This window comes from Bartonella sp. AP3QHHD (assembly GCF_042195765.1).
Classification (GTDB): domain Bacteria; phylum Pseudomonadota; class Alphaproteobacteria; order Rhizobiales; family Rhizobiaceae; genus Bartonella.
The window spans coordinates 37,966-52,001 of sequence record NZ_JBHIPC010000087.1 but is presented as its reverse complement, the minus strand read 5'-3'; the positions used below and the strand labels follow the sequence as shown (position 1 = coordinate 52,001).

Genomic DNA, 14,036 nt, shown 5'->3' with positions numbered 1-14,036 from the left:
GAGTCTCTTAACAATACTTTTAGTACCATCCGACAGCAATTTGAGCTTCTTCTGACATACAATCAGGTGTCCATGGTGGATCAAAAGTCATAGTGACTTCAACATACGAAACCCCTTCAACTGCACTGACTGCATTTTCTACCCACCCTGGCATTTCACCCGCAACAGGACATCCCGGTGCTGTAAGAGTCATTTCAATTTTTACTGAACGATCATCTTCAATATCAATACGATAAATCAGTCCTAGCTCATAAATATCAGCAGGAATCTCTGGGTCATAAACTGTTTTGAGAGCAGAAATAATATCATTTGTCATACGATCAATTTCGTCTGCTGGAATTGCTGATATGTAAGATTTTTTATTTTCGCTTACAGTTTCAACGGATTCTGTAGAATGACGCTCTTCAATTGATTCAGCCATTAAAAAATGTCCTTGTTTCTTGCAATGCTTCTACTAATTGATCTATATCCTCTTGAGTGTTATACATGGCTAACGATGCGCGGCAAATAGATGTTAGACCAAAGCGCTGTAATAAAGGCTGTGCACAATGAGTTCCCGCACGTATCGCAACCCCTTTTCTATCAATAAACATAGCGATATCATGGGCGTGAATCCCTTCAATTGTAAATGATATAATAGCTCCTTTATTGGGAGAATGACCATAAATACGCAATGACTCAACCATTTTAAGTTTTTCCTGTGCATAAGCTAAAAGGGACCTCTCATGGGCATGAATTGTGCTACGACCTTTCTCTTGTATATAATCAATAGCCGCAGTTAATCCAATAGCTTCAACGATAGGAGGAGTGCCTGCTTCAAAACGGTAAGGAGGAGCATTATAAAAAACCTTATCGGTTGTTACCTCCTCGATCATTTCCCCTCCCCCTTGAAAAGGACGCATTTCTTCTAATCTATCTTCTTTACCATACAAAACACCAATACCAGTGGGACCATAAAGCTTATGACCTGTAAAGACATACCAATCACAATCGAGATCTTGTACATCAACGGTTAAATGTACTGCTCCTTGAGAACCATCAACAAGAACAGGAATAGAATTTTGATGTGCTAGCTTAATAATCTCTTTAACAGGAGGCACAGTTCCTAATATATTGGACATATGCGTTATAGCAACAAGCCGCGTTTTTTCGCTTAAAGCCTTTTGGAAATCTTCAATGTGCAGAACACCATTTTCATCGACAGGAACAAAAATAAGTTTAACACCTTTTTGTTCACGGAGAAAATGCCAAGGAATAATATTTGAATGATGTTCCATGATCGTTAGAACAATCTCATCACCTTCTTTGAGTTTTGGCATCGCCCAACCATAAGCAACAGTATTAATAGCTTCTGTTGCATTTTTCGTAAAAACAATTTCTTCAGCTTTTTGAGCATTTAGAAAAACACGAACGGTTTCACGAGAATTTTCATAGGATTGTGTTGCTATATTGGCTAAAAAATACATTCCCCTATGCACATTAGCATAACTATAGTGATAATAATTATTCATTGCATTGAGTACTGACATTGGTTTTTGGGCAGAAGCACTACTATCAAGATATGCTAATCGCTTTCCATAAACTTGATGGTGCAAAATAGGAAAATCACGCCGAATTTCTTCGACATTATAAGTAAATGTTTGTACGTTATTTTCCATTTTTTCTACCTTAAACATTTTTTTCAAGCCATTTACTAATGATATTCTCTAAAACGATTTGAATATTATCTTGCTTGATGTCATCAATGAGCTCAGAGATAAATCCTTTAATCAAAAGCGCACGAGCCGTTTTAAAAGGGATACCACGTGTCATAAGATAAAAAAGATAATCATGATTAATATTAGCAACTGTTGCACCATGACCACATGCAACATCATCAGCAAAAATCTCCAGTTCAGGCTTTGCATTAAATTCTGCATCATCTGAAAGAATAAGGCTATTACAAGCCATGCGTGCATCTGTTTTTTGCGCTTTTTGAGAAACACGTATTATTCCTTGGAAAACACCAACAGCCTTATCTGTAACCACATTGCGTATAATTTCGGTTGATGTTGATTTTTCTTCCACGTGACGAACAGTCATTGTAAGATCACTATGTGTTTGTCCTGATAATAAATTTATGACGCGTAATTGAAAATCAGATTCTTCTCCCTGTAATTCAATATTGATTTCTTGGCGATTTAATTGGCTCCCTATATTAATGACATAAAGTGATAACTTCGCTCTTTGATCAAGAACAGCACAAAATCGACCAAATTGTGTAGAATTAAAATCACGATTGCGAATGAGAATCCACGTAACATCACTATCAGCAGCAACATTTAATGAAAATATTGAACTGACAAAGGTATCTTTATCATTGCCAACCTGATGTTCAATAAACATAACTTGACTATTTTTATCAACTTTTATATCCGAAAAAATATGAGATTGTCCCCCCATTTGTATATTTTGTAATTCAATGGGGATATTTAACTTTGTATTTTCAGGGATGTGAAAAAGCCAACCATCTGTAACAAAAGCTGTATTTAACTGTCCAATAAAATCTTCATCAGAAATGTTTTGATTTATCTGTACAGAATTATCTTCTAATGCGTCTGAAAGGCGTTTTACTGCAATGTTGTCTACCTTTGACTCTATCGATGTTTTTCCATTGTTTATGGAGAAAACAGCACTTTCTGAAAGCAATGCATCAACCAATTGATTGTCTTGAACTTTTGAAAAATTGCTAATAGACTTCAGTAAGGTACGCAGATTGGTATAATGCCAACTTTCTATTTTACGGGAAGGAAGCCGTGTCGTTTGAAACTGCTCAATAGTTTTCTTGCGGATTTCCTGTACAGCTTTATCACCAGGTAAATGGTTTACATACTGATTAAAATTACTGAGTATATTTTCTTCAACCGTTAACAAGTTTTGCTGTGCATTCATATTTAATAACCTCAAACCGCTTCTCTAATAAGATCAGCATACCCATTTTGCTCTAAATAAAGCGCTAAGGATTTATCACCGCTTTTGATAATTTGTCCTTTATAAAGAACATGTACCGTATCAGGAATAATATAATTAAGCAGCCGTTGATAATGGGTAATCACCAAAAATGAACGTTTTGAATCCCGAAGCTTATTAACACCATCTGCAACAATTTTTAGTGCATCAATATCTAAACCAGAATCCGTTTCATCTAAAATGCAAAGTGTAGGTTCAAGAAGTGCCATTTGTAAAATTTCAGCGCGTTTTTTTTCTCCACCTGAAAAACCTACATTTAATGGACGCTTTAGCATATCCATATCTATTTCAAGTTTGGCTGAAACTTCTTTAACACATTTTATAAATTCAGGAATTTTAAGTTCTTCGTCACCTCGCGCTTTGCGTTGAGAATTCATCGCAACTTTTAAAAATTCCATTGTTGCTACCCCTGGTATTTCCATTGGGTATTGAAATGCAAGAAAAACACCATATGCAGCACGTTCTGCTGGATCCATTTCTAAAAGTGATTGTCCATTATAGAGAATATCTCCTTCTGTTATTTCATAATCATCACGACCAGCAAGCAAATAAGATAAAGTTGATTTTCCGGCTCCATTTTGTCCCATGATAGCAGCAACTTCTCCATCTTGAACTGTCAAGTTTAAACCACGAATAATTTCTGTATCGGTTTCAGCAATACGGGCGTGCAAATTTTTGATCTCTAACATAATTTAATCCTGTTTTGGCTGTTTTTCAGATATCAATGCGTATTATTTTACCTTAGCATCCATCTACTTTTGTAATTACCATAGAGGTCATTTTTAGCATTATGTGCTACCGTTACAGCCTTTTTACATAAAGTCTTCTATTTATCTAATTAAATAAAATTATCCAACACTACCTTCAAGGCTAATACTAATAAGCTTTTGTGCTTCGACAGCAAATTCCATGGGAAGTTTTTGAATGACCTCTTTTACAAAACCATTTACAATTAATGCGATAGCTTCTTCTTCGGGAATTCCTCTTTGCATAACATAAAAAAGTTGGTCATCAGAAATTTTTGATGTTGTGGCTTCATGTTCAAACTGAGCTGTTGCATTTTTTGCTTCAATATAAGGAACTGTATGCGCACCACAATCATTTCCGATTAACAAACTATCACATTGCGTAAAGTTACGCGCATTTTGTGCTTTTCGATGAGCTGTGACTTGTCCCCGATAAGTGTTATTTGAAAAACCTGCAGAAATACCTTTGGAAATAATGCGACTGGATGTATTCTTTCCCAAATGAATCATTTTTGTACCAGAATCAATTTGTTGATAACCGTTTGCAACAGCAATAGAATAAAATTCTCCACGCGCATTATCACCACGGAGTAAGCAGGATGGATATTTCCAAGTAATCGCAGAACCAGTCTCAACTTGTGTCCATGAAATTTTAGAGCTATCACCTCGACAATCTCCACGCTTCGTCACAAAATTATAAATACCACCCTTTCCATCTTTATCGCCAGGATACCAGTTTTGTACTGTAGAATATTTAATCTCTGCATTTTCAAGGGCAATAAGCTCAACAACAGCAGCATGAAGTTGGTTTTCATCACGTTGGGGTGCTGTACACCCTTCAAGATAAGAAACATAGGAATCTTCAGCGGCGATAATCAATGTTCGTTCAAATTGGCCAGTGTTGCGTTCATTAATCCTAAAATAAGTTGAAAGCTCCATAGGACAACGAACCCCTTTGGGAATATAAACAAATGAACCATCTGTAAAGACAGCTGCATTTAAGGCCGCATAATAATTATCACTTATAGGTACAACTGTTCCTAAATATTCTTTAATAAGCTCAGAATGTTCAATAATCGCCTCTGAAATAGAACAAAAAATCACACCAGCACGTGCCAGCTCTTTTTTGAATGTTGTTACAACAGAAACAGAATCAAAGACTGCATCAACAGCCACCTGCCCCGATACAGACATACTGTCATCAAAAGTGGAGGGATCAGACTGTTTTCTTACTCCTGCCAAAATCTCTTGTTCTTTAAGGGGAATGCCAAGTTTTTCGTACGTTGCTAATAACTCAGGATCCACTTCATCCAAAGATTTTGGTCCTGTATGATTTTTTGGAGCAGCATAATAATAAAGCTCCTGAAAATCAATTTTAGGATATTCAAGACGCGCCCAATGAGGCTCTTGCATTGTCAGCCAACGGCGGTAAGCTTTTAAGCGCCATGTTAGCATCCATTCAGGCTCATTTTTTTTAGCGGAAATAAATTTGATAATATCCTCATTTAAGCCTTTTGGAGCTTTATCGGTTTCAATATTGGTTTCAAAACCATATTTATATTGGTCAACATCTATTTCACGTACTTGGCGTATCGTTTCTTGTACTGCCGGCATAAATTTTCTCCATTTTTTGGCGTCAAAAACCGGTAACTAAAGTCTTGTTTTTTACAAGATTAAAGTAAGCAAGTTATCTCCTAGGCTATAGGTAAAGTGCAAAAATTTCAATCAAACTTATTTTATTTTTAAAATAATTCTAATTTTTATAACTTTCTGATGATAAATCTTCCCCTTTTTTCCTGCTTATAATTTGAGAAAAAAACGACAGAAAATCATCAATATCTTCAGAAGTTGTGCCACGCCCTAGCGAAATGCGAATGGCACCATTTGGAACATGATACCCCATTGCCTCCAACACTTTGCTTTGTTTTACTTTTCCCGAAGAACAGGCAGAGCCGGATGATAAAGAAAACCCTTCTAAATCAAAAGCAATTTGCATCGTTTCAGCTTTTAGATTTTTCACGGTAAAGTAAGTTGTATTTGGCAAACGTTGAACTCTTTTGCCAAAAATCTCAACATTTTTACTTATTTTTTGTAGTCCATCTTCTAATTTATTGCGTAAATATATTAACTGTTTTATTTCCTCCTGTGTGAAGCAATCAGCCATTGCTGCCCCAAAAGCAGCAATAAGGGGCAATGCTTCTGTTCCTCCACGGAGACCTTTTTCTTGTCCTCCTCCAATAATAAGAGGGTGTGGCATGAGAAGATTACCACATGAAACAAAAGCACCAATTCCTTTAGGACCGCCAATTTTATGGGCAGACAGTATAAAAAAGTCTCCTCCTAACTGATGAATATCCACAAAATTTTTATCTACATATTGTGTCAAATCAACTATAAGAGTGCCTCCTAAATCCCGAACAATAGCGGCGATTTCTGTTAACGGTTGAATAACACCCGTTTCACTATTTGCAGCTTGAATAGCAACAAGAGGTAAACCTTTTGTTTTATCGTGAACCGTTAAGAGTGATGTTAATTTATCTTGTTGTATGAGCCCATCTTGATCAACATCAATGACGCTTATCAATTCTTTAGAAAAACGTCCTCCCTCTGCAACAGAGGGATGTTCAGTCGCTCCAAGGTAAAGATGAGAAAATTTAACTTTTGCTTTCCCCATATTGTAAAAAGGTGTTAACAAAGTCATTGCGGCTTCACTCGCACCAGAGGTAAATACCACGTGATCTGGATCTGTTTTAAGATTTTCAGCGATTTGCCGACGGGACTTTTGCAACAAAGTTTTAGCGGCACGCCCTTCCTTATGAACCGATGATGGATTACCAAATATCTCTAAAGATTCCAGTAACGCTATCCGTGCCACTTTTTTGAGCGGTGTTGTTGCGTTATGATCAAAATATCGGCGTTTTATAACCATTTTACATCGCAATCATTAATCTTATGAATTGATTGAAAAAATAGCGCATTTTTCTTGAAAAGTGCACTAAAAAAAGAATATCTAATAATTATTTAAGAGATTCTATGGTAAAAGTCGACCAGGGTCAAAGAGAGCCTTTTATTGCATTAAGGAGCATTTTATGCCAGAAATTATTTTTAACGGTCCCGCGGGTCGGCTCGAAGGGCGTTATCAACCTTCACAACAAAAAAATGCACCCATTGCGATCATTTTGCATCCTCATCCCCAATTTGGTGGAACTATGAATCATAAAATTGTCTATGACCTCTTTTATATGTTCCAACAACGTGGCTTTACAACTTTACGTTTTAACTTTCGTGGTATTGGTCGTAGTCAGGGTGAATTTGATTATGGAATAGGAGAACTTTCAGATGCTGCTGCTGCTCTCGATTGGGTGCAAACACAACATCCAGACTCTAAAAATTGTTGGGTAGCAGGATACTCATTTGGAGCATGGATTGGTATGCAGCTTTTAATGCGCCGACCGGAAATTGAGGGATTTATCTCAGTTGCCCCTCAGCCTAATGTTTATGACTTTTCATTTCTTGCACCTTGTCCCTCTTCTGGACTTATCATTCATGGCGGTATCGATAAAGTTGCCCCTCCAAAAGATGTTCAAATACTTGTCGATAAATTAAAAACACAAAAAGGTATCATCATTACACAAGAAATATTGGAAGAGGCTAATCACTTTTTCAGTGGATGTCATGAAAAACTTATTGAACGATGTGCCCACTATTTGGATAACCATATCTCCAATGAACTTCTCGCTCCTCCTCCTGAAATACTTTCACTAACTTAGGAAAATACGATAGATTTATAAAAAATTAGCAAAAGCCGTTTCTGATCATAACAAAGTAATTTTTTCAGTTTGCATTTAAAATTTTTCTAAATTTTATTTCAGGATAGAAATGAGAATAACAGCATACCTGTTTTCTATCACTGAAAAGTCTCTTTTTTAGCGTAAAAAGGAAATAATACCTGTATTATTATCTTATATTACCAATATGTCTCTTTCTCTTGTGAGGTGTGTGTCAGTTATGATAGATAACGCATTAATAATTCATTATATAATCGCCTATTATATAAAATAATGCACTCTTATAATTAGGAAATTAAATCTGTGTTTGCCTTTAAATCTGATTTTTTACACATTATGAGCGAACGTGGTTTTATCCACCAAATTTCAGATGAAAAAGGCTTAGATGATCTTTTTTCAAAAGAAACTGTAAGCGCTTATACTGGATTTGACCCAACAGCATCGAGTTTACATGCTGGAAGTCTTCTTCAGATTATGATGCTTTATTGGTTACAAAAAACGGGTCATCGCCCCATTGCTTTAATGGGCGGAGGGACCGGATTGATTGGTGATCCTTCCTTCAAAGACGAAGCGCGACGCCTTCTGACACAAGATGATATTGCTGCAAATATTGATGGTATTAAAAAGGTATTTGCTAACTATTTGACATTCGGTGACCGAGAAACCGATGCTTGTATTGTGAATAATGCTGAATGGTTATGCAATTTAAACTACTTAGAATTTTTGCGTGATGTAGGAAAGCATTTTTCTGTCAACCGTATGTTGTCATTTGATTCTGTCAGACTCAGACTTGAGCGTGAGCACTCTTTGTCATTCTTAGAGTTTAATTATATGATTCTGCAAGCTTATGACTTTGTTGAACTTTATAAACGTTATGGGTTGCGTATGCAAATGGGGGGCTCTGATCAGTGGGGCAACATTATTAACGGAATCGAATTAGGACATCGTTTAGGAACACCGCAATTATATGCGTTAACATCACCATTGCTGACAACCTCTTCCGGTGCCAAAATGGGTAAATCATTGAATGGGGCTGTATGGCTGAATGCGGATAAGCTTTCACCTTATCAATTTTGGCAATACTGGCGCAATACAGAAGATGCTGATGTAACACGATTTCTAAAGCTCTATACTCCATTGCCGATGGATGAGATTCTTAAACTTTCTCTATTACAAGGAACTGAAATTAACGAAGCAAAAAAAATTCTTGCAACAGAAATTACAGCAATGTTGCATGGACGTGTTCTTGCTGATGCAGCAGCAGAAACGGCTCGCAAGACGTTTGAAGAAAAAACTCTGGGAGAAAATCTTCCAACTGTTGAAATTAATGCCTCAGAATTAAAAAAAGGTGTTGGATTGCTCACTCTTTTAGTACAAGCAGAACTCGCTAGATCTAATAGTGAGGCACGCCGATACGTTCAAGGTGGAGGTGTCCGTGTAAATGATCAAATTATTGAGGATGAAACACATCTTATTATTGAAGGGGATGTCAGTGCAGAAGGAACCATTAAACTTTCTTTTGGTAAGAAAAAACATGTTGTGATGAAACCAGTATAATCTTTTGCTGTTTTGTTTATGTTGTTCACGTCGAGCTTGTTCTTTCAATTCAATCGTTGTGATAGGGCGAGTTTTGTTAGGAAAATAAAGGTCTCTTCAAAACAATAATATTTCTAGAGAGTTGAATAGTTCTTTTCTTCTGTGTACTCTGATATCTTATACCTGTTACACAAAAAAGAAAGATGAAAACAATGACAAGACCAATGAAAGGTGCTCTTGCTCCTGATTTTACTTTGCTGCGCGATGGAGGAGAGACAGTGTGTCTTTCTGACTTTAAAGGAAAGCCTGTTGTTTTATATTTTTATCCAAAAGATGACACCAGTGGTTGCACAAGTGAAGCACTTGATTTCACAAAATTAAAGATGAAATTTGATGAAATCGGTGTTGCTGTTATTGGAATCTCTCCAGATAATGTAAAAAAACATGATAAATTTAAAATAAAACATGAACTTGATGTCATCTTGGTTTCTGATGAAGAAAAAACGACCCTCGAAGCTTATGGTGTTTGGGTTGAGAAAAGCATGTATGGACGCAAATATATGGGAGTTGAACGGAGCTCTTTTTTAATTGATGTAAATGGAATAATAGTAGAAGAATGGCGCAAAGTAAGCGTATCTGGGCATGCTGAAAATGTTTTAGCTACTGCAACACTTTTATATCATAATGGTAACTTGTAAATTGAGTGTTTGATTTACCTTCAAAAGCAAAAGTTATTCCCCCTAATTGATTTTAGTTTTTCAATGGATTCAATTTTTACAATATATTGATTTATAAGGATAATGAATTGTTTTACATTTATATTAGTCCCCTGAATATCGCAAAATTTTCTTATTTCAGCTTCTTCCTATCACTTGCAATATCATAAGCAGAATTAGCGTGTGAGAAAAAATTGAAGAAAGAAACAAGAAAATCCTCCTTTAAACCTTTAAAGTATCAAAGGCTATATAACATCACAGCATCAATAAAACGAACAGCTTAAGAAAAAATCTATATGGCTTGAAGGAAGGATATATAATTAACGAATATCCTCAATTTTTTTGTCTTGTCCATAAATGCGCCGTGCGAGTGCTGCCTCTATAAATGCATCTAAATTACCATTAAGTACGGATTGTGGATCCGTATTTTCAATTCCTGTACGCAAATCTTTGACAAGCTGATAGGGTTGAAGAACATAAGATCTAATTTGATGTCCCCATCCGATTTCTGTTTTAGAAGATTCAGCAGCATTGGTTTCTTCTTCTCTTTTTTTAAGCTCTTCTTCATAAAGCCGTGCACGCAACATCGACCAAGCCGTAGCACGATTTTTATGTTGAGAACGTTCTGTTTGACATTGAACAACAATACCCGTTTTTATATGTGTGATGCGAACAGCAGAATCTGTCGTGTTAACATGTTGTCCTCCTGCTCCAGATGCACGATATGTATCAATACGCACATCTGCCTCTGAAACATCAACTTCAATATTGTTATCAATAACTGGATAAACCCAAATGCTCGCAAAAGAAGTATGGCGCTTTGCATTCGAATCAAATGGAGAAATCCGCACTAAGCGATGAACGCCTGATTCTGTTTTTAACATTCCATAAGCATTATGCCCTTTTACAAGAATAGTCGCTGACTTTATTCCTGCTTCTTCTCCATCATGAATTTCTAAAATTTCAACCTTCATTTCATGCTGTTCAGCCCATCGCATATACATACGTAAGAGCATAGAAGCCCAATCTTGGCTTTCTGTTCCCCCTGCTCCAGCATGAACTTCTAAATAGGTATCATTCGGATCTGCCTCTCCTGAAAGAAGTACGTCAATTTGCCTTTTATCTATCTCATTTTTAAGATTACGTATTGATCTTTCTGCATCAGCGATAATTTCAATATCACTTTCTTCTTCGCCCATCGCAATAAGCTCAATGCATTCTTCAAGTGTTTTTGTAAATGATAAAAGACCATTGATTGAATCATCGAGACGTTGACGCTCACGCATCATATCCTGTGCTCGTTGTGCATCATCCCATAATGATGGATCTTCCGCTTTTTGATTAAGATATTCAAGACGCTTTAGTGATTGATCCCAGTCAAAGATGCCCCCTTAGCAATTGTATTGCTTTCTGGATTTCATCAACTAATGTTTCTATTTCTGCTCGCATAATTTAACACCGTATTTTAAAAAACTCTTTTTGGTTGTGTCTCTTAGCATTTTATACAAATTTAATAGCTGCTATCAGAAAATGGTACAATTCTATCACTCTATTTACAGAACTGACATTGTAAAAAAGAGATAAAAACCATGACTCATGGTGAAAGGAGATTTTGTTGATTAATACAGCCCACCTGTCCCACTTTCAAGGGCTTTATTGACTTGTGGAGAAGTCGTTACTGCAGGAACACCTTCTTGAAAAGAATTTGTACTCCCAATAACTTGATATATATCAGCAGGACCAGTCCCTGGTTTAAATGCTTCTATAATGACATCTTGATCTCCTCTTTCCGCAAGCATTCCTGTTTTCCGATTAATTGGCATTAAAATCATACCCTTTGGCATCTTAAAGGGAACATCTGGCTTTCCTTTAAGAGCATCTGCCATAAACTCACCAAAAATAGGTGCAGCTAATGAACTTCCTGTTCCATTATATCCTAACGGAGCTGGTTGATCATAACCGACAAAAATACCAACGACAATGTCAGGAGTAAATCCCATAAACCAGACATCCTTAGAGTCATTGGTTGTTCCTGTCTTAGCGGCAATATGTCGATTAAGATAACGTAAACGTGCTGCAGTACCACGCTGAACAACCCCTTCCATCATGGAGGTAATCTGATAAGCTGTCATAGGGTCAAGAACTTGATCTCGCTCATCAATCAATGTGGGTTCACGTTGATTATTCCATGAATTCGTATTACAATTTTCACAAATACGATCATCATGACGATAAATTGTCTTTCCATAACGATCTTGAATTCTGTCTATCAGAGAAGGCTTAATAGAGCGTCCCCCATTGGCAATAACTGAATAAGCTGTAACCATTCGTAATACTGTTGTTTCACCAGCCCCTAAAGCCATGGGAAGATAAGGCTGCAATTTATCTACGATCCCAAAGCGTTCTGCATATTCAGCGACAAGAGGCATTCCCATATCATTGGCAAGCCGTATTGTCATAAGATTACGAGAACGCTCAATACCATAACGCAACGTTGAAGGTCCTGCAAAGGTACCTCCATAATTTTTGGGTTGCCAAACTTCACCATTATATTGACGAACTTCAATGGGACCATCTAAAACAACGGATGCTGGTGTATATCCGTTATCAAGAGCTGCTGCATAAACAAAAGGCTTAAAAGCAGATCCCGGTTGGCGATAAGCTTGGGTTGCACGATTGAATTCAGATGCGGCAAAAGAAAATCCTCCCACCATAGCAAGAACGCGCCCTGTATGAGGTTCCATAGCAACAATCGCACCTTCAACCTTTGGAATTTGTTGTAAACGATAAGTGTTATTTGTATTGGATAGTTTTTCAACAAAAATGACATCCCCAACTTGCAGAACATGAGATAAGCTCTGAACAGTTTTTCGATAACCATTTTCTTTTACAACATGGAGTGCCCATTTTGAATCAGCTTCAGATAAAACAGCAATTTCCCGTTTTTTTGATAATATACCTGAAGCTTCGCGCTGTGGCTGTAAACCAATCTCTACTTTGTTGGGATTAGTAGAAAGAACAACAGCTAAACGCCATTCAGGAACATCACTTAGCCCTGTGATATCTGCAAGTTCTGTCCCCCAATCCCCTTTCTCATCAATATGCGCATAAGCTCCACGCCATCCTTGCGCATGATCAAATCTAATTAATCCATCGTGTAAAGCACGTCGCGCAATAAGTTGTAAATGCGGATCAAGCGTTGTACGAATGGAAAGCCCACCTTCATAAAGTGTTTTAGCCCCATAGCGATGTATTAAACGACGCCGCACTTCTTCAGTAAAATAATCAGCCGCAAAAACATAGCTATCACTCCCACGGATTGTCGCTCCTAAAGGTTTAGCTTTCGCTTTTTCACCTTGTTCACGCGTTACATATCCATTTGCAATCATCCGGTCTATAACCCAATTACGCCGATCAATAGCACGTTGTGTATTCTTAAATGGATCATAATTTGCTGGTCCTTTTGGAAGAGCAGCCAAATAAGCACATTGTTCTAGCGTCAGATCATTGACGGATTTATTGAAATAGGTCAAAGAAGCAGCTGCTATACCATAAGTGCCACGCCCCAGATAAATTTCATTGAGATAAAGTTCGAGAATATGATCTTTTGAATAAGTTTTCTCAATACGCATTGCTAAAATAGCTTCCTTAAATTTACGTTCTAACGTTGTTTCTGAACTTAAAAGGAAGTTTTTAGCGACTTGTTGCGTTATAGTTGATGCACCCTCTGGACGTCTTCCAGAAGCAATATTACGAATATTATTGATCAAAGCTCGAGAAAGTCCTTCAGGATCTAAACCAAAATGATGATAAAAGTTTTTGTCTTCAGCCGAAATAAAAGCATTTATAACAAGCTTTGGTATTGATTGAATCGGTAAATAGAGGCGATGTTTTGTTGCAAACTCTGCCATAAGACGGCCATCAGAAGCATGGACGCGGGTCATTACCGGCGGCTCATAAAGTGAAAGAACTTCATAATCAGGGAGTGCATTTGCTTGACCACTGGTCATAACACCCCACGTTATTGCACCACAAAGTCCAATAGCAATAAAAAAACGAAGAAGATATCTTAAAAAAATCATCATAAAAACGGCTATCGCTTTCTTAAGAATTAATTAAAGAAAAAATACGTTACTTCAAACACACCAAGTGGATATCACCACAAGATTGAGATCAAGAGAAATCGTTTTCTATCTTTTATTTATACTAGGGTACACTAGAAGCCCATATAGATACTCTAT

Annotated in this window: 11 protein-coding genes; 3 read left to right on the top strand and 8 right to left on the bottom strand. The window is 36.9% G+C overall.

What is annotated here, in order from left to right; genetic code table 11:
* Positions 1 to 19: 19 nt before the first annotated feature.
* From ACFIL7_RS06905 to ACFIL7_RS06880, 6 genes are all read right to left on the bottom strand, one after another.
* A complete protein-coding gene (locus ACFIL7_RS06905) occupies positions 20 to 421 on the bottom strand; it encodes an SUF system Fe-S cluster assembly protein (protein WP_375636727.1) in 402 nt (133 codons plus the stop codon).
* The gene (locus ACFIL7_RS06900) at positions 414 to 1,658 is read right to left on the bottom strand and encodes a cysteine desulfurase (protein ID WP_375618154.1); all 1,245 of its coding nucleotides are present in this window, start codon (positions 1,656 to 1,658) and stop codon (positions 414 to 416) included. Before ACFIL7_RS06900 ends, ACFIL7_RS06905 begins: the two co-directional genes overlap by 8 nt.
* Positions 1,659 to 1,668: 10 nt before the next feature.
* Complete coding sequence (gene sufD, locus ACFIL7_RS06895) at positions 1,669 to 2,931, bottom strand: Fe-S cluster assembly protein SufD (protein ID WP_375634079.1); 1,263 nt, start codon at positions 2,929 to 2,931, stop codon at positions 1,669 to 1,671.
* Positions 2,932 to 2,942: 11 nt separating this feature from the next.
* Positions 2,943 to 3,698 (bottom strand): Fe-S cluster assembly ATPase SufC, encoded by a 756-nt coding sequence (sufC, locus tag ACFIL7_RS06890; RefSeq protein ID WP_375618156.1) that lies wholly within the window; start codon positions 3,696 to 3,698, stop codon positions 2,943 to 2,945.
* A gap of 159 nt (positions 3,699 to 3,857) precedes the next feature.
* Positions 3,858 to 5,369: a Fe-S cluster assembly protein SufB gene (gene sufB, locus ACFIL7_RS06885; RefSeq protein WP_375634078.1), complete on the bottom strand. Its 1,512-nt coding sequence runs from the start codon at positions 5,367 to 5,369 to the stop codon at positions 3,858 to 3,860.
* 139 nt (positions 5,370 to 5,508) lie between these two features.
* Positions 5,509 to 6,684, bottom strand: a complete 1,176-nt coding sequence (locus ACFIL7_RS06880; protein ID WP_375634076.1) for a cysteine desulfurase family protein — start codon at positions 6,682 to 6,684, stop codon at positions 5,509 to 5,511.
* Positions 6,685 to 6,844: 160 nt separating this feature from the next.
* On the opposite strand from ACFIL7_RS06880, the gene ACFIL7_RS06875 reads away from it, so the two are divergent.
* From ACFIL7_RS06875 to ACFIL7_RS06865, 3 genes are all read left to right on the top strand, one after another.
* Complete coding sequence (locus ACFIL7_RS06875) at positions 6,845 to 7,525, top strand: alpha/beta hydrolase (RefSeq protein ID WP_375613441.1); 681 nt, start codon at positions 6,845 to 6,847, stop codon at positions 7,523 to 7,525.
* 321 nt (positions 7,526 to 7,846) lie between these two features.
* Positions 7,847 to 9,100: a tyrosine--tRNA ligase gene (gene tyrS / locus ACFIL7_RS06870; RefSeq protein ID WP_375634667.1), complete on the top strand. Its 1,254-nt coding sequence runs from the start codon at positions 7,847 to 7,849 to the stop codon at positions 9,098 to 9,100.
* Positions 9,101 to 9,291: 191 nt separating this feature from the next.
* On the top strand, positions 9,292 to 9,777 hold the full coding sequence (locus tag ACFIL7_RS06865; RefSeq protein WP_375683468.1) for a peroxiredoxin: 486 nt from the start codon (positions 9,292 to 9,294) through the stop codon (positions 9,775 to 9,777).
* A gap of 338 nt (positions 9,778 to 10,115) precedes the next feature.
* Here ACFIL7_RS06865 and prfB read toward each other — a convergent pair.
* Together prfB and ACFIL7_RS06855 are read right to left on the bottom strand one after the other, a co-directional pair.
* Positions 10,116 to 11,244 (bottom strand): peptide chain release factor 2 gene (prfB, locus tag ACFIL7_RS06860; protein WP_375634668.1). Its coding sequence is split into 2 segments (ribosomal slippage): positions 10,116 to 11,174 and positions 11,176 to 11,244, totalling 1,128 coding nucleotides; the frame shifts between segments, so codons are not numbered across the junction.
* A gap of 170 nt (positions 11,245 to 11,414) precedes the next feature.
* Entirely contained in the window at positions 11,415 to 13,880 is a 2,466-nt protein-coding gene (locus ACFIL7_RS06855; RefSeq protein WP_375634069.1) for a penicillin-binding protein 1A, read from the bottom strand.
* Positions 13,881 to 14,036: the final 156 nt, after the last annotated feature.